We start from the raw sequence: 24,076 nt of genomic DNA on the forward strand, positions 1-24,076 counted from the left end.
CTCTTCGGTTCACGGCGCCGTTCTGGCGCGCTGGCACGCCTTTCCATTTCCAGTTCTGCTCTTTTCTCTCGTCGAAGTTTTCTGCGCTGCGGTAATTATCCCGACACGAGCGCCGGCTAAGCTATTCCCCCAGTTTCTCTGCTGTGTTTCACTCGCCTGTGGTGAGGTGATGCGGGACGATTTTGCCCCGTTGTTCACCGCTTCCGGCACGGTGTTTTACACTTAACCTCAGTAAGGCGCACGGTAACCTGCTGAGGCAAGATAAGCAGAATGAGGAAATTTCCATCCGGCGCAGTAGCAGCAAAATCCGGCAACTTTTTCATATTTCAACGGAAAATTGAGGTTCGTGATGTCTGACGACATGAAGAATATCAAGGGTTCGTCAGCTGGCGAACAGGGTGTACTCCGCTCGATGCAGGAGGTGGCGATGAACGATCAGGACGCAAGCAGAATGCTGCGCACCTACAACATTGCCTGGTGGGGAAACAACTATTACGACGTCAACGAACTCGGCCACATCAGCGTCTGCCCGGATCCGGATCAGCCGGAAGTGCGCGTTGACCTGGCGAAGCTGGTTAAAGAGCGCGAGGCCGACGGCCAGCGCCTGCCTGCGCTGTTCTGCTTCCCGCAAATTCTGCAGCACCGTCTGCGTTCGATTAATGCCGCCTTTAAACGCGCGCGTGAATCCTACGGCTATAAGGGCGACTACTTCCTGGTTTACCCGATCAAAGTTAACCAGCATAAGCGCGTGATTGAATCGCTGGTCAACTCCGGCGAGCCGCTGGGGCTGGAGGCGGGTTCCAAAGCTGAGCTGATGGCGGTGCTGGCGCACGCCGGGAAAACCCGCTCGGTGATTGTGTGTAACGGCTACAAAGACCGCGAATATATCCGTCTGGCGCTGATTGGTGAAAAGCTCGGCCATAAAGTCTATCTGGTGATTGAGAAGATGACCGAAGTGCGCCTGGTGCTGGAAGAAGCCGAGCGGCTGAATGTGGTGCCGCGTCTCGGCATTCGCGCCCGTCTGGCATCGCAGGGCTCCGGTAAGTGGCAGTCGAGTGGCGGCGAGAAATCCAAATTTGGTCTGGCGGCATCGCAGGTGCTGCAGCTGGTCGATATCATGCGCAAAGCGGGTCGTCTCGACAGCCTGCAGCTGCTGCATTTCCACCTCGGCTCGCAGATGTCCAATATTCGCGATATCGCCACCGGCGTGCGTGAATCGGCGCGCTTCTATGTTGAGCTGGCGAAGCTGGGCGTCAACATCAAGTGCTTTGACGTCGGCGGCGGGCTTGGGGTTGACTACGAAGGCACGCGTTCGCAGTCAGACTGCTCGGTCAACTACGGCCTGAACGAATACGCCAACAACGTGATCTGGGCCATCGGTGACGCCTGTGAAGAGCACGGTCTGGAGCATCCGACCGTGATTACGGAATCGGGGCGTGCGGTGACCGCGCACCATACCGTGCTGGTCTCCAACATCATCGGCGTTGAGCGCAATGAATTCAGCACGCCGGTCGCACCGGATGCCGACTCACCGCGCCCGATTCAGAGCCTGTGGGATACCTGGCAGGAGATGCACGAGCCAAGCGTACGCCGTTCGCTGCGCGAATGGCTGCATGACAGCCAGATGGACCTATTCGACATCCACACCGGTTATTCGTCAGGCACCTACGATCTCGGTCAGCGTGCCTGGGCAGAGCAGCTGTATCTCAGCATCTGCCACTATATTCAGCAGCACCTTGATCCGAGCAACCGCGCCCATCGGCCGATCATTGATGAGCTGCAGGAGCGCATGGCGGACAAGATTTACGTCAACTTCTCGCTGTTCCAGTCGATGCCGGATGCGTGGGGCATCGATCAGCTGTTCCCGGTACTGCCGCTGGAAGGGCTGAACAAAACCCCGCAGCGTCGTGCGGTACTGCTGGATATCACCTGTGATTCCGATGGCACCATCGATCACTACGTTGACGGCGACGGTATTGCCACCACCATGCCAATGCCGGAATACGATGTGGATAATCCACCGATGCTGGGCTTCTTTATGGTCGGGGCGTATCAGGAAATCCTCGGCAATATGCACAACCTGTTTGGCGATACCGAAGCGGTTGACGTCTTCGCCTTCCCGGATGGCAGCGTAGAAGTGCAGCTGTCTGATGAAGGGGATACCGTGGCGGATATGCTGCAATACGTGCAGCTCAATCCTAACGATTTGATGACGTTATTCCGCGATCAGGTAAAACAGCAGCAGGATATTGACGAAGAGCTGCGGGCGCAGTTCCTTGAAGAGTTTGAGAGTGGGCTTTACGGCTACACCTATCTCGAAGACGAGTAAGTGTATTTCCCGCAACGGGCTCCGGCTGGAGCCCGTTATTATCACCTTCCCTGACAATCCTTCCCGCCATTTATTTAATTCGTGATCGCTATCACTCTGAAATTATCCCGGCCGAAACAGCAAATTCAAACCGTTTATTAACAAAAGCTATCTGCTTAATTCAGCAGCGAAAGCGCATCGGCAGCGAAAAAAACGTTTTTTAAATCTGTGGCTTAGTGTTGTACCTGCCCGCAAATGACCAATCTTTCTTTTATGAGTTTCTGGCTATCTATAATAAAAATTTAAGCATAAGGCGGTGGGTGAGCGATGTGCAGACTGTCGGTTTTTTGACGCTTTCTGGAATCCCGCTTTAAGCAGTGCAATATCCCATCTTAAGCACAAAGCCAGAATTTATACCAATTCTTTATAATTAATTGCTTATTAATCAATTGATTATTGGTTTTATTTTTTTGTCAGTGCCGATAAGTAAAATCTGAAATCTAAGAATTATCTGATCTTTATATGAAACATGCAGTGAAAATGGAGCTTTATTGATTGGTTTAAACGATTAAAGTTCACGCTGTTGTTCACTGAAATCTATTTTTCAAAATGTAAGTTGTAAGTTAACCTTCAGTTAAGGTGTTAAGTTTTATCGATGTTTCCCTTACGAATCACATGAGAAAAGCTGACGGTTTAACGCGCTTTCAGCCAGTGTAAGGATCATAAAAATGCGCTGCAAATCCGACTACATTCTGATGCTGGAGCCGGTTCACGCTATTTCCGGTGAAGTGGTGGCATGGGAATTGTTGACGCGTTTCGCAGATGATGCAGATACCAATAATAAGCGTAACCCTGACAGGGATGCAGGGTTCTTCAGTCGGCTTTCTGCTGACGAAAAATGGCAGTTATTCCTCCACCAGGTCGAAAAACTTATTCAGCTTTACCATGCGGGGTTTGAGCAGGTCATCAGCGTTAATGTAGACAGAGATATTGTTTCAGGCATTTTCAAAGATGCTGAAATACAAAGAAAACTGGCCGCGCTGACGCGATTACGGCTGGAAATCTCTGCCTTCTTCACCGCACGTTTTAATAGTGCCGACCTGCTGATCCTGAAAGGCGTAGCCAAAATCACGCCGGCCCCGTTATGGCTCGATGACTTTGGTCCGGGTTATTCCAACCTGACCATGCTCGATAGCGGAATATTCGACATCGTCAAGATTGATAAAAAATTTTTTTGGCAATTTGGCGAAGATCGCACTTTCGACATTCTGCTCGACCACCTCAATCAATTATGTCGCGGCGTGATTATTGAGGGCGTTGAACATCAACGTCAGGTTGATTTGCTGTCGCAAAAATCAATTTACGGCATGCAAGGCTACCACTGGAAGAGCGTCTATCTCACTGATTTGTTGGCGCAAGTCTGAAAAGAGTTCGGCAGAGCTGTTTTTCGCACGGGCGGCAAATAACGACTCAGCGCGTTTTCACTGTGCCTCTGGCAGATGAAACCGGCCTGGAGAGGATGTGAGTAATTCATTGAATTATTCGCGAAGAATACCGGTGTCTGGCGATACCGGGCGTTTTTATGGATGCCATTAAGCTTATAACTGCGCGGGATATCGATAAAATGAACAATATCTCTGTAACGCCTAAAGGCGGAACGATTGTTACTGAAGTGAGCGGTAATCAGGTTAATTTGACTGCTCCCAGTGTGGTTAAGCTCAACCTTAATCAGGCTGATATTAAGTCTTTCACACGCAATGGTAGTGATTTAGTGGTCACCACTAAATCCGGTGAAGTCGTTGTTATTCATAAATTCTACGATGCTAACGGCGACAGCGATCTGGTGCTGCAGGACGACAAAGGCGCGCTGTGGTGGGTGGAAGATCCCGGCACAGAAGGCTTCCAGTTTGTCTCTATCGACAGCACGGAAGGGCTGTTAGCGGAAAACGTCACGGGTGACGGAACACTGACCGCCTTTGGTATCGCCGGCGCCGCGCTGGCCGGTATCGGTGCGCTGATCGCCGGTAACAACGGCGGTGGCGGCGGCGGCGGTGGGGATAACGGCGGCGGCGACAATGGCGGCGGCGGTGATACCACGGCACCGGCGGCAGTCAGCGATCTGCTGATCACGGATAACGCGGGCAGCGTGCAGGGCGCTATCACGGGCGGCACCAGCACCGATGACAACACGCCTACGTTAAGCGGCACGGCCGAAGCGGGGACCATTGTCAGTATTTACGACGGCACCACGCTGCTGGGTACGGTCACCGTCGGTGCCGATGGCCGCTGGAGCTTCACGACACCCGCTCTGGGTGAAGGGCAGCACAGCCTGACGGTTACCGTCACCGATGCTGCCGGCAACACCAGTCCGGCCACCAGCCCGGTTGATTTCACTGTCGATACGCAGCCACCGGCAGTGGCCACGGACGTGTCCCTGACCAACAACAGCGGCGGCAGCACCACGCCGGTACCAAACGGATCGAGCAGCGATGACAACACGCCGACCCTGAGCGGCCGCGGTGAAGCGGGCGCTGTGGTCAGCGTTTACGATGGTCAGACGCTGCTCGGCACGGCGCTGGTGGGCGCGAACGGCAACTGGAGTTTTACCACGCCAGCGCTGAGCAATGGCAGCCACAGCCTGACCGTGACGCTGACGGACGCTGCCGGCAACGTCAGCGCTGCGTCCTCGCCGTTTGTGGTGACGATTCAGGCGGGCCTGCCGTCAACCAGCAGTTCGCTGCAAATTACCGACGATAGCGATGCCACGCTGCGCACGCTGAGCGATGGCGCCAGTACCAAAGACAGCACGCCGGTGCTGAGCGGCCTGGCGAGCGCTAACGCCGTCATCACGCTGTACAACGGCACCACGCTGCTGGGCAGTACTATTGCCGACGGCAGCGGTCAGTGGCGCTTCACTCCCGCCACGCTGGCAGATGGCACTTACGCGTTCCGCGCGGTTGCCACCGACGCCGCCGGTAACGTCACCACCTCCGTCACCCTGACGGTCACCATTGATACCGTGGCACCCGGCGCGGCAGGCGATCTGCTGCTGACCGGTGACAGCAATGGCAGCGTGACGCCGATTGCCGCCGGCGGCAGCAGCAATGACAACACGCTGGTGCTGAGCGGCACAGCAGAGGCCGGCAGCACCGTTACGGTACGCGATGGCAACGTCGTGCTCGGCACGGCTATCGTCGCCAGTAACGGCAGCTGGAGCTTCACCACACCAGCGCTCAGCGACGGCAATCACAGCCTGACTACCACGGTAACCGACAGCGCTGGCAACACCGGTCCGGCGTCAGCGGCTATTGTGGTCACCGTCGATACCACCGCACCGGCGGCGATCGGCGATCTGCAGGTGATCGACAACGTGGGTGCCAGCCAGGGCCCGCTGACGTCGGGCGCTACCACCGATGACAACACACCTACCCTGAGCGGCAGCGGCGAAGCCGGTGCGCTGATCAGCATTTACGACGGCAGTACGCTCCTGGGCAATACCCTTGTCGGGGCCAACGGCAGCTGGAGCTTTACCACGCCAGCGCTCAGCAACGGCAGCCACAGCCTGACCGTTACGCAAACTGATGCGGCGGGTAACGTCAGCAGCGCGACCGCGGAATTTGTGGTCAATGTGGACGCTGCGCTGCCACCCGCCAGCGCCAGCATTGAGCTGGTGGGCGACAGCGGCAATACCCTCGTCTCACTGCAAAACGGCGCCGTCACCAATGACGACAGCCCGACCCTCGCCGGCCTGACCCGGGCGGGCAGCCTCGTCCGCATCTTTGACGGCGGCGATCTGCTCGGCAGCACCACAGCCGACGGCAATGGGCAGTGGAGCTTTGCCCTGAGCAACCTGAGTGAGGGCGGCCACGCGTTCAGCGCCACCATTACCGACGTTGACGGCAATGTGATTGACACCGTCACCCTGAACATCACGGTTGATACCACGCCACCGGCGGCAGCCAGCGATCTGGCACTGCTGAACGATGCCGGCAGTACCGCACAGCCGGTTACGGGCGGCAGCGCGATCAACGATGCGACACCGCTGCTGAGCGGCACAGCGGAAGCCGGCAGTATTGTCACGATTCGCGACGGCAACACCGTTCTCGGCAGCGTCAGCGTGGGCAGTAACGGCAGCTGGAGCTTCACCAGGCCAGCGCTGGGCGAGGGCAATCACAGCCTGAGCACCACGGTGACCGATGCCGCCGGCAACGTCAGCCCGGCATCAACGCCGATCGCCTTTAGCGTTGACACCACCGCGCCTGCCGCCGTCAGCGGCCTGCAGGTGACGGATAACGCGGGCAGCGCCACCGGCGCGCTGGCTTCCGGCCAGACCACCGACGATCGCACGCCAACCCTGAGCGGTTCGGCAGAAGCGGGCGCGGTGGTGCGTATCTATGACGGCACCACGCTGCTCGGTAGCGTTACCGCCGGCAGCAACGGCAGCTGGAGCTTTACGCCAGATGCGCTCACCAACGGGCAGCACAGCCTGACCACCACGGTGACTGACGCGGCCGGCAACGTCAGTCCGGCATCGCCGGTGTTCACGGTCAACATTGAGGCGGGCGTGCCGGCCACCAGCAGCCTGCTGATTGTCACCGATGATAACGGCAGCACGCTGGTCGAACTGGCCAATAACGACAGCACCACCGACAGCACGCCGATTCTCAGCGGCCAGGCCGGGGCGGGCGATCTCGTCACCCTGTACAACGGCAGCACGGTATTGGGCAGCGTGGTCGCGGGCAGCAATGGACAGTGGAGCTTCACGCCAGCGGCGCTGGCCGACGGCACTTACGCGTTCCGCGCCAGCGCCGATAACGGCAGCGGCACGGTGACGGATTCGCCGGTGATCACCATCACCATCGACACCGTCGCGCCCGCGGCACCGACAGGCATCCAGCTGACCAACGATGACGGCGATCCGCTGGGCACAGGCAGCACTAACGTCTCTGCGCCAACCCTGAGCGGCAGCGGCGAAGCCGGCGGTGTGGTGATTATCTCCGATGGCGGTACGGTGATTGGCAGCACCACGGTGGGCAATGATGGCAACTGGAGCTTTATCACGCCGCCCCTCAGCGATGGCAGCCACAGCCTGACCAGCACCGTGACCGATGCGGCCGGCAATACCGGACCGGCGTCAACACCGGTAACCGTCACCGTCGATACGCAGGCACCGGCGGCGGCAGGTAATCTGCAGCTCAGCAATGGCGACGGCACACCGGTTGCCGCGGGCGGCAGCACCAATGACACCATGCCAACCCTGAGCGGTACCGCTGAACCTGGCAGCACCGTGACCGTCAGCGACGGCGATACGGTGCTGGGCACGGCGACGGCAGGCAGCGACGGCAGCTGGAGCTTCACCCCGACCGATCCGCTGAGCGAAGGGCAGCACAACCTGACGTCCACCGTTACCGACACGGCGGGCAATACCGGGCCGGGCAGCACGGCGGTGATTGTCATCGTCGATACCAGCTCCCCTGCTGTGGCCAGCGAGCTGCTGCTCAGCAACGACCAGAGCGGTACACCGGTGCCGGTCAGCAATGGCCTCACCAATGACACTACGCCGGTGCTCAGTGGCCGCGCGGAACCGGGCAGCACCGTGACCATTTCCGATGGCGATACGGTACTGGGCACCGCCACCGTCGGCAACGACGGCAGCTGGAGCTTCACTGCACCGGTGCTGGCAGCGGGCGACCATAGCCTGACGGCGACGGTGACCGATACCGCTGGCAATACCAGCGAACCCTCGGCCGCCCTCAGCTTTACCATCGATACCACCACGCCAGCCGCGCCGGGCAATGTGCAGCTCAGTGATGATCAGAGCGGCACGCCGGTGCTGATCACCAGCGGTGCCACTAACGACACCACGCCGGTCCTGAGCGGCAGCGGCACCGCCGGCAGCACCATCACCGTCTCGGATGGCAATACCGTACTGGGCACCACCACGGTCAACGACGACGGCAGCTGGAGCTTCACGCCAGCCACTGCGCTGGGCGAGGGGCCGCACAGCCTGACGGCGACCGAAACCAGTCCGGCTGGCAATACCAGCACACCTTCTGCTCCGCTGGAGGTGAACATTGATCTCACCGATCCGGCGCCCGCCGCAGACTTGCTGCTGGTTAACGATCAGGGCGCAACGCCGCTGCCGATCGCGGCGGATGGCGTCACTAATGACACCACGCCGCTGTTCAGCGGCAGCGCGGAGCCGGGCAGCCTCGTCGCGATTTACGACAATGGCAGCGTGATTGGCTCGGCGCAGGCCGATGCAAACGGCAACTGGAGCTTCACGCCGGATACGGCACTGGAGGCGGGCACGCATAGCCTGACCACCATTGTCACCGACACGGCGGGCAACAGCGGGCCGGCGTCTGATGCGTTTGATTTCACTATCGATCTCACCACGCCGACTGCCGCCGCTGATGTCGTGCTGAACAACGACAACGGCGAGACGCCGCAGCCGATTAACAGCGGCACCGCGACCAACGACACCACACCGCAGCTGAGTGGCACCGCCGATGCCGGCAGTACCGTCACCATCCTCGATGGCAATACGGTGCTGGGCAGCGTGCTGGTGGGTGCCGGTGGCACATGGACCTTCGCGGTACCGACGCTGAGCCAGGGCGAACATAGCCTGACCACCACGGTTACGAGCGCGGCGGGCAACGTTAGCGCACCGTCAGCGGCAATTGATTTTACCGTGGATACCACGGCACCGGCCGAGCCGACCGGCCTGCTGCTGGTGAACGATGAGGTTGATCCGGCCGTACCGGTGGCCTCTGGCGGGGCGACCAACGACACCACACCAGTGTTGAGCGGTAGCGCCGAGCCTGACAGCGTGGTGATCGTGCGTGACAACGGCGTGATCATCGGCTCGGCTACCGCCGGCAATGACGGCAGCTGGCGCTTCACGCCAGATACCGCCCTGGAAGCGGGCAGTCACAGCCTGACGGCCAGCGTCACCGATCCGGCAGGCAACGTCGGGCCGGAGTCCGCGCCGTACACCTTCACCGTTGATCTTACGCCACCGGCAGCGCCAGTGGACGTGGTGCTGAGCAATAACGATGGCAGCACGCTGGTGGCGATTGCCGCCAATGGCGCGACCAACGACACTACGCCGCAGCTCTCCGGCAGCGCCACGGCGGGCAGTATCATCACTGTCTACGATGGCGACAGCACGACGCCGATCGGTTCGGTGACCGTGGGCGCCGATGGCAGCTGGCAGTTTGTTACCGGTACGCTGGACGAGGGCGATCACAGCCTGACGGTAACGGTGACTGATGCGGCGGGTAACGTCAGCGATCCTTCCGCGCCGATTAGCTTTACCGTGGATACCACGGCGCCGGACGCGGTCGTCGATCTGCTGCTGGTGAACAACAACGTCGACCCGGCCACGCCGATCGCCTCAGGCAGCAACACCAATGACAGCACGCCGCTGCTCAGCGGAACGGCGGAGCCGAACAGCACCATCATCGTCTATGACGGACAGACGCCTATCGGCACGGCGACGGCAGATAACGACGGCGCATGGACCTTCTCACCTGAACTGACCGATGGCTCGCACAGCCTCAGCGTGACGGTCACCGACGTCGCCGGCAATGTCAGCGCACCGAGCGCCAGCGTGGCGATCACCGTCGATACCGTAGCACCGTCGGCGGTCACCCAGTTGAGCGTCGCCAGCGACAATGGCAACGGCGATCCGGTCACCATCCCGAACGGCGGCTTAACCAGTGACAACACGCCGGTGCTGAGCGGCAGCGGCGATCCGGGCAGCCTGATTGTGATTACCTCGCAGAACGGTCCGGTGGGCAGCGTCACTGTCGGCAGCAGCGGCAGCTGGAGCTTCACACCGGCCAGTGCGCTGAGTGACGGCAGTTACACCTTAACCGTTGTGGCGCGCGACGCGGCGGGCAACGTCAGCGCGCCGGTCACGGCACAGCTGGTGATTGACGCCACCGCACCGGATCAGGTGACGGAAATCAGTCTCTCCAATGACAACGGCAGTGCGCTGGTGGATATTCCGTCGGGATCGACCACCAGCGATACCACGCCGTTGCTGGCGGGCGTTGCTGAGCCGGGCAGCACGGTGAACATTCTGGATAATGGCGCGCCGATTGGTACGGCGATTGCGGGCAGTGACGGCGCGTGGAGTTTCAACGTGCCAACCCTCACCAACGCGGCGCACAGCCTGACGGTGACCGTCACCGATGCGGCCGGTAACACCGGACCGGCGTCGGCACCGATTACCTTTACCGTGGATAACCAGGCTCCGGCCCAGGCCACGCTGGAAGTGAATAACGACAACGGTACCGATCTGGTACTGGTGCCCGATGGCACCTTTACCAATGACAACACGCCACGCCTGAGCGGTACGGCGGAGGCTGACAGCCTGGTGACCATTTACGATGGCAATGTGGTGCTGGGTTCGACCACCGCCAATGCGGCCGGCGAATGGGTGTTCCTGTCGCCCGTGCTCACCGATGGTCAGCACACCCTGACGGCCACGGTGACGGACAGCCTCGGCAACGTCAGTGCGCCGTCTTCCAGCTTCACCGTTCAGGTTGATGCCACGCCGCCGCAGCCGGTCAGCGCCGTGCTGCTGCAGAATGACAACGATCCGGATAATCCAGTCACCATCGCCAACGGTGGCGCCACCAACGACAACACGCCGCTGCTGAGCGGCAGCGGTGAGCCGGGTGCTCTCGTCAACGTGTACAACGGCAACGTGCTGGTGGGGTCGGCGACGGTGGATACTGAGGGCAACTGGAGCCTGAATACGTCGCCGCTGGATAACGGCAACTACACGCTGACGGTCGTCGTCAGTGACAACGCGGGTAACGTCAGCGACCCGGTGAGCATTGGCGTGACGGTTAACACCGTCGGGCCGGATCCGGTGCTGTCGTTTGAGGTCAACGCCAATAACGGTCCGACCGCACTGCCGCTGGTGGATGGCAGCTTTACCAACGACACCACGCCGGTGCTGAGCGGAACGGCGCAGGCCGGTGCCATCATCAATCTGCTGCAGGACGATACGGTGATTGGCTCGGTGGTCGCCGATGCCAATGGCGTATGGCGCTTTGAAACCAGCGCGCTACAGGATGGCAGCTACGCCTTCTCGGTGCAGGTGGTGGATGCCGCTGGCAACGTCAGCGAGCCGGTGGGTCCGGTGAATGTCACCATCGATACGCTGGTGCCAGACGCGGTTCCTGACCTGGTGGTCGCCGATAACGTGGGCGGCACGACGGGCCCGCTGGATGACGGCGCGTCGACCGATGACAACACGCCAACCCTGAGCGGCACGGCAGAAGCCGGCAGCACGGTGAGCATCTACGATGGCACCACGCTGCTGGGCACTGCGCTGGCCGGCTCGGGCGGGGCCTGGAGTTTTACACCGAGTATATTGCGTAACGGTGAGCACAATTTCACCGTCACCGTGTCAGACCCTGCGGGCAACGTCAGTGCGGCTACTCCAGTGTTCAACCTGAACATACAGGCTGATTTGCCGCCGGCCACCTCGACGCTGCAAATCACAGATGACAGCGGGCCTATGCCTGTTACGCTGGCAAACAACGCGGTAACCCGCGACACCACGCCAACGTTCAGCGGCTCTGCCTTAGCCGGTCAACTCATCCGTATCTATGATGATGCCACGGATACGGTGATCGGCAGCGTTACGGCGGATGCTAACGGCCAGTGGAGCTTTACGCCGACGCTGGCTGAAGGCAGCTACGCATACTACATTACCGCGCAAAACCCTGGCGGTGATGAGGGGACGCCCTCGGCTACCCTCAGCTTCACCGTGGATACCACCGCGCCGGCGGTGGCCGCTGATGTGGTGATCAGCAACGATCGCAGCGGCACGGCGGTGCCGATTAGCGACGGCAGCGTCATCAATGACAACACGCCGGTACTCAGTGGCAGCGCCGATGTGGGCAGCCTGGTCACGGTGTACGATGGCAACACCGCTATCGCGTCGGTGGTGGTGGGCGCAGGGGGAAGCTGGACGCTGACCACGCCTGCATTGAGCGAAGGGGCGCACGCGCTGAGCGTGGGCGTCAGCGATGCGGCAGGTAACAGCAGCGACCGCACCCCGGCGCTTAGCTTCACTGTGGACAGCATCGCACCGAACGCTTCGACGCTGGTCATCACCAACGATGATACCGCGCAGCCGGTGCTCAACGGCGGCTACAGCAGCGATGCCACGCCAACCCTGAGCGGCGTAGCGGAAGCGGGCAGCACGGTCACCATCCTTAATAATGGTGATGTGCTGACCACGCTGACCGTGCCGTCCAGCGGCAACTGGAGCTACACGCCAGCGACAGCGCTGAGTGAAGGATCGCACACCCTGAGCGTTTCGGTGACCGATGCGGCGGGCAACGTCAGCACCAGCACCAGCGCGACGGTGATCGTTGATACCCTGGCGCCGGACGATCTGACGCTGACGGCCAGCAACAACAACGGCAGCACGCCGGTGACGATTGCTGACGGCGATACCACTAATGACAACACGCCGCTGTTACGCGGTGTGGCAGAGGCGGGCAGCGTGGTGACCATTCGCCTCGATGGCGATGTGGTGGCCTCGCTGACGGTCGGCAGCAGCGGTAACTGGAGTTACACCTCTGCGGCACTGAGCGACGGCAGCCATACCTTCAGCGTCACGGAAACGGACGCGGCGGGTAACACCGGCGAGGCGCTCAGCGTGACGCTGATCGTTGATGCGACGCCACCGCTGGTGGCCACCAACCTGACCATCACTAACGATGTTACCGGCGTCAGCATACCGGCTGGCGGCGCGACTAACGACACCACGCCAACGCTGAGCGGCAGCGCCGAGGCCAACGCCACGGTTAGCGTGTATGACGGCAACACGCTGCTCGGCACAGCGCTCGTGAACGGCAGCGGCGCATGGAGCTTTGTCTCACCGACACTGGGTAACGGCGCGCATGCGCTGAGCGTGGCGGTCACCGATGCGGCGGGCAATACCGGCCCGCGCACCACGCCGGTGACCATCACCGTCGATACCGTTGCGCCGGGCGCGGCCACGCTGGTGGTCACCAACGACGTCAGCGGCAGCGTCATCCCGAATGGCGGCGTCACCAGCGATACCACGCCGGTGCTGAGCGGTCGGGCGGAGGCGGGCAGCATCGTCACCGTGCTGGATGGCACCACGCTGGTCGGTTCCGCGCTGGTGGGCAGTGACGGCAACTGGACGCTGACGCCAGCCACGGCGCTGAGCGAAACGCTCCATACGCTCAACGTCACGGTCACCGATGCGGCCGGTAACGTCAGTGCCACCACCAGCGCCACGCTGGTGATCGACGCCACGCCGCCGGTAGCCATCACCGGGCTGGCAGCGGTGAACAACAACGGCAGCACGCCGGTGGCGATTGCGGCGGGGGGCGTCACTAATGACAGCACGCCACGCCTGAGCGGCACGGCGGAAGCCAACAGCATCGTGACCATCCGCGATGGTGATACGGTGCTGGGTTCGGTTACCGCGGCCAGCAACGGCAGCTGGAGCTTCGTCACCGCCACCTTGTCTGACGGTTTACACACCTTCAGCGTGACGGCCACCGATGCGGCAGGCAATACCGGTCCCGCAGCGTCCCTTGCGCTGACCGTCGACACCGCACCGCCGCTGGCGGCAACCGGGCTGACGCTGACCAACGACGTCACCGGTGTGGCTATCGTTAATAACGGAGTCACCAACGACAGCACGCCGACGCTGCAGGGCACGGCGGAAGCGAACGCGATTGTCACGGTTTACGATGGCAACACGCTGCTCGGAACGGTGCAGGCTAACGCCAGCGGTAACTGGAGCTTCGTCTCGCCGACGCTGAGCAATGCCGCCCATGCGCTGAGCGTGACGGTGACCGACGGCGCGGGCAACGTCAGTCCCCGTTCCGAGGTGATTAACCTCACCGTGGATACGGTGGCGCCAGCGAACACCAGTCTCACCATTATTAATGATGCGACCGGTGCCACCATCGTCAACGGCGGCGCGACCAACGACACCACGCCAACGCTGCGCGGCAGCGTCAGCGCGGCGGAGGCCGGGGCACGCGTCACCATTCTGGACAACGGTCTGGCACTGGGCACGGCGATCGTGCAGGCGGACGGCAGCTGGAGCTTCACGCCACTGGCGGCGCTGAGCGCCGGGCCGCACCCGATCACGGTGACGGTAACGGATGCGGCAGGTAACGTCAGCGGCACCACCGCGGCCACGGTGATCATCGATACCACGGCACCGGCGGCCATCACCAATCTGCTGGCGCTCAACAACAACGGCAGCACGGCGGTGACCATTCCGAATAACGGCGTCACCAACGACAGCACGCCGCTGCTGAGCGGCAACGGTGAGGCGGGCGCGCGCATCACGGTGTACGACGGCACCACATTGCTGGGCAGCACCACGGTGGGCAGCAACGGCAGCTGGAGCTTCGTGGTGGGCAACGCGCTGAGCAACGGCAGCCACACGCTGAACGTGACGCAGACCGACCCGGCGGGCAACGTCAGCCCGCAGGTGTCGACCACGCTGATCGTCGATACCGTGGTGCCGGTCGCCAGTACGCTGACCATCATTGATGACATCAGCGGTACGCCGGTGACGCTGGCGAACGGTGCCTTTACGCGCGATACCACGCCAACGCTGCGCGGCACCACCGAAGCAGGTGCCGTGGTCACTATCTACGACGGTGCCAGCGCCATTGGTTCTGTGACCGCGGGGAGTGATGGCAGCTGGAGCTTCACCACCGCCACGCTGGCGAACGGCGCGCACACGCTGAGCACCACGGTGACCGATGCGGCAGGTAACGTCAGCACCGGCAACATCACGGCGACGGTGAACGTTGATACCCTGCCTCCGGCGGCGGTAAGCGGGCTGGCGATCAACAGCGCCGGTACCCTTGTCACCGGTAGCGGTGAAGTGGGGGCCACGGTGACGGTGCGCGATGCCAGCGGCAACGCGCTCGGCACCACCACGGTCGGCAGCGGCGGCAACTGGTCGGTGACGCTCACTACCGCGCAGATCACCGGTGCGCCGCTCTCGGTGATCCAGACGGATCGCGCCGGTAACGTCTCGCCGGGGGCCTCGCTGACCGGTGCGATTCGCATCGTGGCGACCAACGACAGCAACGAGGTGGATTACACCAGCACGCAGGCAACGGTGAACAACGGTACGGTCAGCTCGTCGCACACCGCGCTGCTGACCGTGGGGCTGGGTACGGTGCTCAATGCCAGCGTACTGAACAACGGTAATGCTTACCTGTTCAGCGTGGGTAACGATGACAGCCGTAACGTGACGCTCAACGGTTCGGTGACCAGTCTCGGCGTGGCCGCCAACTATTCGTTAAACCTGTACGAACAGCAGGCGAACGGCTCGTGGCAGTTGATCAGTATCAAGACCAACTACATTAACGCGCTGCTGACGATCGGTACGCTGAAAGGGGCAAACGTCACCTATACCGGACTGGGGACCGGCAACTATGCGGTGGTGGTCGCAGCCACCACCAACATTAGTGTGTTGCCAACCACCACGGTAAGTACGGTGTCGGATTTCACCACGCTGGCGGTCACCACCGCCGCGACGGTCACCGGTAACCTGCTGACCAACGACACCAGCTCCATCGCCGGGACGATTCCGTCCGGCACGGCAGTGGCGTCGGTGGGCAGCAGCGCGGTGGCGTCCAGCGGCAATACGGTGATCAACACCACCTACGGTACGCTGACCATTGATGCGAAGGGTAACTACACCTACACGCTGAAGGCCGGGCTGGATATCGATACCCTGCCATCCGCAGACACCTTCACCTACTCGGTGCGGGATGCCAGCGGTGCAGTGACCTCGGCGACGCTGACGGTGACGTTGCATAACGGTGCGGCCACCGCGCTGTTCGCCACCACTAGTCTGGCGGCGGAAACCACCACCAGCAGCGAGCATGATGCCAGCGGCAGCATCTGGGGAGACAGCAACGTCAGCCACAGCGGCACGCTGAGCATCCTCAATGAGCACGGCGATCTCACCACCGTGAGCAGCGTGGGCAGCACGGCGGTGGCCGGGGACTTTGGTGTGCTGACCATCGCCGCCAACGGCAGCTATACCTATACCCTGAACGCGGATGTGAATATCCAGAACATCACGCATAAGGAGGTGTTTACCTACACCCTGGCGTCGTCCGACGGCACCATCACCAGCAACACCTTTACCATTGAGCTTCACCCGACCATCACGGGCAGCGCCGCGGCTGACAGCCTCACCAGCAGCGCCTACGACGACACCATCACCAGCGGTGCCGGCGCAGATACGCTGGTTTATCACCTGCTGAGCAGCGCAGATGCCACCGGCGGCAACGGTCACGACACCTGGACCGACTTCAGCGTCGCGCAGGGTGACAAGATCGACGTCAGCAGTCTGCTGATCGGCTGGAATGATTCCACCAGTAATATCAATGACTTTGTGAAAGTGGATCATACCGCGGACGGCAATACGGTGTTGTCGATTGACCGTGACGGCAGCGGCACGGGGTACAGCAGTACGCAGCTGATTACCCTGGAAGGCGTAAACGTCTCACTGGAGGAGTTGCTGCAGCAACCGCATCAAAACCACACGGCTTAGTGGGTGTAACGCAGGGAAGCATAACGGGCACAGGGAGGTGCCCCTTTCTCTCTTTTACTGGTGAACAATCGATGGATCTGATGCAATCAGGCGCAACAACTCGCCGTACCTGTAAGCTCAGCGCCCTGTGTGCTGGCATTGTGTTTTTTCACAGTTCTCATCTTATGGCTGCCAGTGATGCCGTGACGCAGGCGGGGCGCATAACCTCAGCCGGTCTGGCGCAGCAGCAGGATCTTCCCTCCTTAACCGGTCAGGTGGCCGAACCCGCGCTGGCTAACGTGCCGGATACCTTAACCCTTAACCAGGCCGTACAGCGCGCCATCCAGTGGCATCCGGACATCGCCCAGGCAATTGGCAAAATGCTGGAGCAGGCCAGCCAGGTCGATGTGGCGCAGGCCAAATACTACCCGCAAATCAGCGCCGGCATGAACAACGGCTACAGCAACGCCTACAGCGAGAAAGGCTTCAGCCCGTCATTTGTGCTGTCGGTATCACAGATGCTGTATGACTTCGGCAAAGTCAGCAGTTCGGTGCGCTCCGCCGAAGCCGGGGTGGCGCAGGAGCAGGCCAGCGTGCTGGTGAGTATCGATACCGTCGCGCACGACACCGCCGCCGCGCTGGTGCAGGTGCAGGGCTATCAGCAGCTGGTGAAGATCGCCCAGGATCAGCTGACTGCGCTGAGTAAGATTGGCGATCTGGCGCGTCAGCGCAATGAAGAGGGGGCGGCATCGCTCTCGGACGCCACCCAGACCGACGCGCGTATCGAAGGCGCGCGCACCACGCTGACCCAGTATCAGGCCAGCCTCAACCGCTGGCGTGCCACGCTGGCCAGCTATCTCGGCTGGCCACTGGTGAAAAAGGTCAGCGATGCGTTTCCGCCCAGCCTGACGCGCGCCTGCGCGGTGGGCAAAGCTGACGACAAATCCAATCCGGCGGTGCTGGCGGCGTGGGCGCAGGCGCGGCAGGCGCAGGCCAAACTGGATAACGCCAACGCGCAGAATTTACCCACCATTTCGCTGGAACCGCAGGTCACGCATTACCTCAACAATCACTACTCCGGCAGCGAAACGCTCGACCGCACCCAGTATTCCGCGTTCGTCAAAGTTGAGATGCCGCTGTATCAGGGCGGCGGCATTACCGCGGCGCGCGATGCGGCGGCCAGCGCGCTGCAGGCGGCCAATGCGGCGGTGAACTCGGCGCGCCTCAAAGCGCAGCAGCAGCTCAGCGAATCGCAAACCGAAGCGCTGAGCCTGTCGCAGAGCCTGGCGATCATGTCCCGTCAGCAGACGCTGGGCGAGAAGACGCAGCAGCTGTATCAGGATCAGTATCTGCAGCTTGGCACCCGTCCGCTGCTGGACGTGCTCAACGCCGAACAGGAAGTGTTTCAGACGCGCTTCGCCATGCAGCAAACCATTAGTCAGTTACGTTCACTGCAGCTCGACTGCTTATACAGCACCGGGCAGATGCGGTCAGCGTTTGCGCTGAATAACCAGCGCATCCAGTCCGTGGAGATCCAGCCATGACGCAATTACAGATTCCGGACGCACCCAATGGCAATCCCGCCAGCGCCGCCGGTGGCGAGGTGCCGCTACACGGCTGGGCCACCGCCATTATTCTCATCGCGACCCATTATCGCCTGCCGTGCTCGCCGGGCATGATCATGGCTGCCAGCGAATGGCAGGGCAAACAGTCACGTGATAAAGCGCTGCGCCATCTGGCGCGTCAGGCCGGACTGTCGCTGCAGCTGTATGAAGAGCATCAGTGGGAGATCAGCAGCTGGCGCTTGCCGCTGGCGGTGGAACTGAGCGACGGCCAGGTTGGCGTCATCACCAGCTTTGATGGCGATGACACGGTGCGCGTGCACCTGGCCGGCGATGAACAACCGGCGCCGATCGCGCTGAACACGCTGCTGCCGCAGATCCGCTACGCCGCGGCGCTGCGCCCGGTGACGGCCGCCAAAGATAGCCGTGTCGATCGCTATCTCGCCACGGTCAGACCCGACTGGCTGCGCCGTCTGGTGCTGCACGACATGCGTCCTTACGGCTACGTGATGCTGGGATCGTTCCTGATCAACCTGCTGGCGCTGGTCGGCATCATCTTCTCGATGCAGGTGTACGATCGGGTGATCCCGGCGCAGTCGTACCCCACGCTGTACGTGCTATATATCGGGGTGATCCTCTCGGTGGTGTTCACCTATATTCTGCGCGTCGGTCGCGATCACGTCACCGATCTGCTCGGCAAGCGCGCCGATATGCGCGTCTCCGATCGCGTGTTCGGCCACGCGCTGCGGCTGCGTAACAGCGCGGTGCCGCGATCGACCGGCACCTTTATCTCGCAGCTGCGCGAGCTGGAAGCGGTGCGCGAAATGGTGACGTCGACCACGGTGACGGCGATCGTCGATATGCCGTTCTTCCTGCTGTTTATGCTGGTGATGGCGATCATCGCGCCGCAGCTGGCGTGGATCGCGCCGGTGGCAGTGCTGCTGATGATCCTGCCCGGCGTGCTGAGCCAGAAAAAACTGGCGAAGCTGGCGCAGCAAAACCTGAAGGAGTCGACGCTGCGCAACGCGGTGCTGGTGGAGAGCGTGCAGGGGCTGGAAGATATCAAGCTGATGCAGGCGGAGGATCGCTTTCTGCAGCAGTGGAACAGCTATATCCGCATCACCGCGCAGTCGGGCGTCGAGATGCGCAAAGTGATGCATGCGCTGATCAGCTGGGGCGTCACCATTCAGGGGCTGGTGTACGCCAGCGTGATCGTGGTCGGTGCGCCGATGGTGATCAACGGCGATATCACCACCGGGGCGATTGTCGCCGCGTCGCTGCTGTCCTCACGCATGATTGCGCCGATGGCGACGCTGTGTGGCGTGCTGGCGCGCTGGCAGCAGGTAAAAGCGGCGAAGAGCAGCCTCGATGCGCTGATGAATCTGCCGGTGGAGAACAGTAAAGACGAAACGCGCATTCACTGTCCGGTGCTGTTTGGTCACTATCAGTTCACCGATGCCATGTTCCGCTACTACAGCGATTCGCTGACCGTGGCGCTGCGCATCAGGACGCTGACCATCAAGCCAGGCGAGCGCATCGCCGTGCTGGGGCGCAACGGCTCCGGCAAATCCACGCTGCTGCAGGCGATGGCCGGCGGCATGGATCTGGTGGGCGGCGAGCTGCGGCTGGATAACCTCAGCCTGCCGCATATTGATGTCGCGGACGTGCGGCGCAACGTCGGGCTGCTGACGCAAAACGCGCGGCTGTTCCACGGTACGCTGCGGGAAAACCTCACCATGGGCGCGGCGCACGCCACCGACGAAGCGATTTTTGCCGCGCTGACGGTCAGTGGCGGGGCCGATTTTATTCGTCGTCTGCCGCTCGGGCTCGATCATCCGGTAATGGAGGGCGGCGTCGGGCTGTCCGGCGGCCAGCGCCAGTCGCTGCTGCTGGCGCGCATGCTGCTGCGCGATCCTAATATCGTGCTGCTGGATGAGCCGACGGCTTCGCTCGACGATCATACCGAGAAAGATTTTATTGAGCGGCTGGGCGCCTGGCTGAATGGCCGCACGCTGATCGTGGCGACGCACCGCGCGGCGATTCTGTCGCTGGTGGATCGCATACTGGTGCTGAAAGAGGGGCAGCTGGTAATGGACAGCCCGAAAGAGAACGCGCTGCCGGCACCGCGCGCCAGCGGAGCGGCGGGGGAGGGACAGGCATGATGAAACAATTGCCGGCAAAACTGCGGCTGGTGACCGCCGCGGAAGTGGATTCGTCCGACGATCTGCTCGGTGAACTGAAATCGGAAAGCCACTACACCGGCGCAGTGCGGCTGATCGTCATCAGCACCGCGCTGATCGTGGTGGCGCTGGTGTGGGCGTGGTTTGGCATGCTGGATGAGGTCTCAACCGGCACCGGGAAGGTGATCCCCAGTTCGCGCGAGCAGGTGCTGCAGTCGCTGGAGGGCGGCATTCTCACGGAACTGTACGTGCATGAGGGCGATCGCGTGCAGGCCGGGCAGATCGTGGCGAAACTGGATGCCACACGCTCGCAGTCCAGCGTCGGCGAGAGCGCGGCGCGCTACCGGGCCGCACTGGCAGCGGCTTCGCGCCTGCGTGCGGAAGTGAACGATGATCCGCTCACGTTTCCCGCCGAGCTGAAGGGCTACCCGGATCTTATCGCGGCGGAAACCCGGCTGTATAACACTAAACGCGCCCAGCTCAATGATGCAACCCGGCAGTTTAAAGAGTCGCTGGCGCTGGCTAATCGCGAACTGGCGATCACCCAGCGGCTGGCGAAAACCGGTGCCGCCAGCAGCGTGGAAGTGCTGCGCTTACAGCGCGATAAGTCCGACCTGGAGCTGAAGCTCACCGATATGCGCTCGCAGTATTACGTGCAGGCGCGCGAAGAGCTGGCGAAGGCCAGCGCCGAAGCCGACAGCCTGGCGCAGGTGATTAAAGGACGCGAAGATACCGTAACGCGTCTGACCATCCGCGCGCCGATGCGCGGCATCGTGAAAAACATCAAAGTCTCGACGGTGGGCGGGGTGATTCCGCCCAACGGTGAGTTGATGAACATCGTACCGATGAACGATCGGCTGCTGATTGAAGCGCGCCTGTCGCCGCGCGATATTGCTTTTATCCATCCCGGCCAGCGCGCGGTGGTAAAAATCTCCGCTTACGATTACGCCATCTACGGCGGCCTGAACGGCGTGGTGGAAAGCATTTCGCCGGATACCATCCAGGACGAAGTCAAACCGGAGATTTACTACTACCGCGTGTTTATTCGTACTGATAACGACTATGTGCAGAACAAGGCTGGCCGGCGCTTTGCCATCAGCCCGGGCATGGTATCCACCGTGGATATCAAAACCGGCGAGAAGAGCATCATGGATTATCTGGTCAAACCGTTTAACAAGGCCAAAGAGGCGATGCGCGAGCGCTAATTGCGATGCGCGGCAATCTCGGCGATAATCACGCCCATCAATCCCTTCCTCGTCGGGCCTAACGACGCGGAGGGGATTTTTTTCATCTATACCTTAACTGGCTAACCGATTTAAGGATTTAAGAGGACTCGTTATGTACAACACGCTGGGCAATCAGTACGACAACTCCCTGGTTTCTAACGCCTTCGGTTTCATGCGCTTTCCGCTGAACTTCCAGCCTTACGACAGCGACGCCGAGTGGGTGATTACCGGTGTGCCGTTTGATGCCGCAACGTCAGGCCGGCCGGGCAGCCGTTTAGGGCCGGGCGCGATCCGTCAGATCTCTACTAACCTGGCGTGGGAAGGCTGCCGCTGGCCGTGGGATTTCGATCTGCGTCAGCGCCTCAATGTGGTGGACTGTGGCGATCTGGTGTACGCCTTCGGCGATTCACAGGATCTGTCCGATAAGCTGCAGGCGCACGCGGAAAAGCTGCTGGCGAACGGCAAGCGCATGCTGACTTTTGGCGGTGATCACTACGTCACGCTGCCGCTGCTGCGCGCGCACGCCAAACACTTCGGCAAGATGGCGCTGGTGCACTTCGATGCGCATACCGATACCTACTCCAACGGCCCGACTTTTGACCACGGCACCATGTTCTACACTGCGCCGCAGGAAGGGCTGATCGATCCGCAGCATTCGGTGCAGATTGGTATCCGTACCGAGTTCGATAAGAGCCTGGGCTTCAACGTGCTGGACGCCGCGCAGGTTAATGACCGCAGCGTGGACGACATCCTGGCCGAAGTGAAGCGCACCGTGGGCGATTTGCCGGTGTACCTGACGTTTGATATCGACTGCCTCGATCCGGCCCATGCGCCAGGCACCGGTACGCCCGTGATTGGCGGCCTGACCAGCGATAAAGCCACCAAGCTGATCCGCGGCCTGCAGGGCATGAACATTGTGGGGATGGATCTGGTGGAAGTGGCACCGGGCTACGATCACGCCGACCTGACCTCACTGGCCGCTGCGACGCTGGCGCTGGATATGCTGCACGTGCAGGCGGCGAATAAAGGTTAAGCGGCGGTGCGGGCGGCTGCCCTCACCCTGACCCTCTCCCCCAGGAGAGGGAACCGATCGAGCGGGCGGTGAGAACAGCACGGACTGCTCCCCCTCCCGCGTGCGGGAGAGGGAACCGATCGAGCGGGCGGTGAGAACAGCACGGACCGCTTCCTCTCCCGCATGCGGGAGAGGGAACCAATCGAGCGGGAGGTGAGAACAGCACGGACTGCTCCCTCTCCCGCGAGCGGGAGAGGGCTGGGGTGAGGGGAAGACCGGCGACTACTTCCCATCCGCCGCGATGCGGTCGCGAATATGCTGTGCGCGCGACTCAGAATCCGGATGCGAGTCAAACATCGAACTCTGGCGGCCCTGATCCAGCTTCGCCAGCTTCTCGAAGCTGGTCGCCAGACCAAGCGGATTAATGCCGCGCTTCTTCAGCAGATCGTACGAATAGTCATCCGCCTGCGACTCCTGAGTCTGTGAGAACTGCGCATTAACCAGTTTCTCGCCCATCTCGCCCAGCTGTGACTGCGACAGCGAACCAATCACGCCGCCCACCGACGCCGCAGCGTTGCGTGCCGCCGTGGTCGCGAAAGCCACCTGCATCGCTTTGCGCGTATGGCCGAGCGCGACGTGGCCCATTTCATGGCCGAGCACGCCTTCCACTTCGTTGTCGCTCATCATATCCATTAGACCGCTATAAACGCGGATACAGCCATTGGCCATCGCCCAGGCGTTGACGTCTTTGGTCAGATACACCTTGTAGTTGGCCGGTACGCCGTTGATGTTATCGCCCAGCGCGGCGGCGATTTTGTTCAGCCGCTGCTGATAGCTGCTGTTGGCTGGCGCCAGCTGGTTCTCTTTATCCATCTGGGCACATGACTGATCGCTCAGCTCTTTAACCTGGGCATCATTCAGCGAGTAAGCCTGAAACGCCTGCGCGCCAGACTGCAACAGTGCGTTATTATCCATTCCTTCGCAGCCGCTCAGCAGCGAAACCATTCCCAGCGCGACAACCATGGCGCGAATTTTCATATCAGCATCCTTTGAGTAACAAGTAGAGAAAACAAACACCTGAAAAACCACGCAGGTGTTTAAACGCATTGGTTATAGCGTGCCAGGGGCGGATTGGCTAGCAGACAGGCCCCGAAATGCAACCCTGAACCGCAGATTTAGCATCCTGATACATGTACTTTTG

8 protein-coding genes are annotated in these 24,076 nt (G+C 61.3%); 7 read left to right on the top strand and 1 reads right to left on the bottom strand.

Translation table 11 applies throughout. The features are described 5' to 3' along the window. Positions 1-349: 349 nt before the first annotated feature. The 7 genes from speA (at position 350) to speB (ending at position 22,896) form a co-directional block, all read left to right on the top strand. Positions 350-2,329 carry a biosynthetic arginine decarboxylase gene (gene speA, locus H7K56_RS20125; RefSeq protein ID WP_071813582.1) on the top strand — a complete coding sequence of 660 codons (1,980 nt, stop codon included), beginning with the start codon at positions 350-352 and terminating at the stop codon, positions 2,327-2,329. 707 nt (positions 2,330-3,036) lie between these two features. After that, entirely contained in the window at positions 3,037-3,732 is a 696-nt protein-coding gene (locus H7K56_RS20130; RefSeq protein ID WP_058776232.1) for an EAL domain-containing protein, read from the top strand. Between the two features lie 200 nt (positions 3,733-3,932). Next, positions 3,933-16,916 (top strand): Ig-like domain-containing protein, encoded by a 12,984-nt coding sequence (locus tag H7K56_RS20135; protein ID WP_150361156.1) that lies wholly within the window; start codon positions 3,933-3,935, stop codon positions 16,914-16,916. Positions 16,917-16,987: 71 nt separating this feature from the next. Then, positions 16,988-18,439, top strand: a complete 1,452-nt coding sequence (locus H7K56_RS20140) for a TolC family outer membrane protein (RefSeq protein ID WP_031279469.1) — start codon at positions 16,988-16,990, stop codon at positions 18,437-18,439. Then, a complete protein-coding gene (locus H7K56_RS20145) occupies positions 18,436-20,619 on the top strand; it encodes a type I secretion system permease/ATPase (RefSeq protein WP_150361154.1) in 2,184 nt (727 codons plus the stop codon). Before H7K56_RS20140 ends, H7K56_RS20145 begins: the two co-directional genes overlap by 4 nt. Further along, positions 20,619-21,842, top strand: coding sequence for an HlyD family type I secretion periplasmic adaptor subunit (locus H7K56_RS20150; protein ID WP_369974314.1), 1,224 nt, complete (start codon positions 20,619-20,621; stop codon positions 21,840-21,842). Before H7K56_RS20145 ends, H7K56_RS20150 begins: the two co-directional genes overlap by 1 nt. 133 nt (positions 21,843-21,975) lie before the next feature. After that, positions 21,976-22,896 (top strand): agmatinase, encoded by a 921-nt coding sequence (gene speB / locus H7K56_RS20155; RefSeq protein ID WP_021506644.1) that lies wholly within the window; start codon positions 21,976-21,978, stop codon positions 22,894-22,896. Between the two features lie 261 nt (positions 22,897-23,157). Here speB and loiP read toward each other — a convergent pair whose 3' ends face one another. Continuing rightward, on the bottom strand, positions 23,158-23,913 hold the full coding sequence (gene loiP, locus H7K56_RS20160) for a metalloprotease LoiP (RefSeq protein ID WP_021506645.1): 756 nt from the start codon (positions 23,911-23,913) through the stop codon (positions 23,158-23,160). Positions 23,914-24,076: the final 163 nt, after the last annotated feature.

The organism is Pantoea dispersa, assembly GCF_014155765.1.
Classification (GTDB): domain Bacteria; phylum Pseudomonadota; class Gammaproteobacteria; order Enterobacterales; family Enterobacteriaceae; genus Pantoea; species Pantoea dispersa.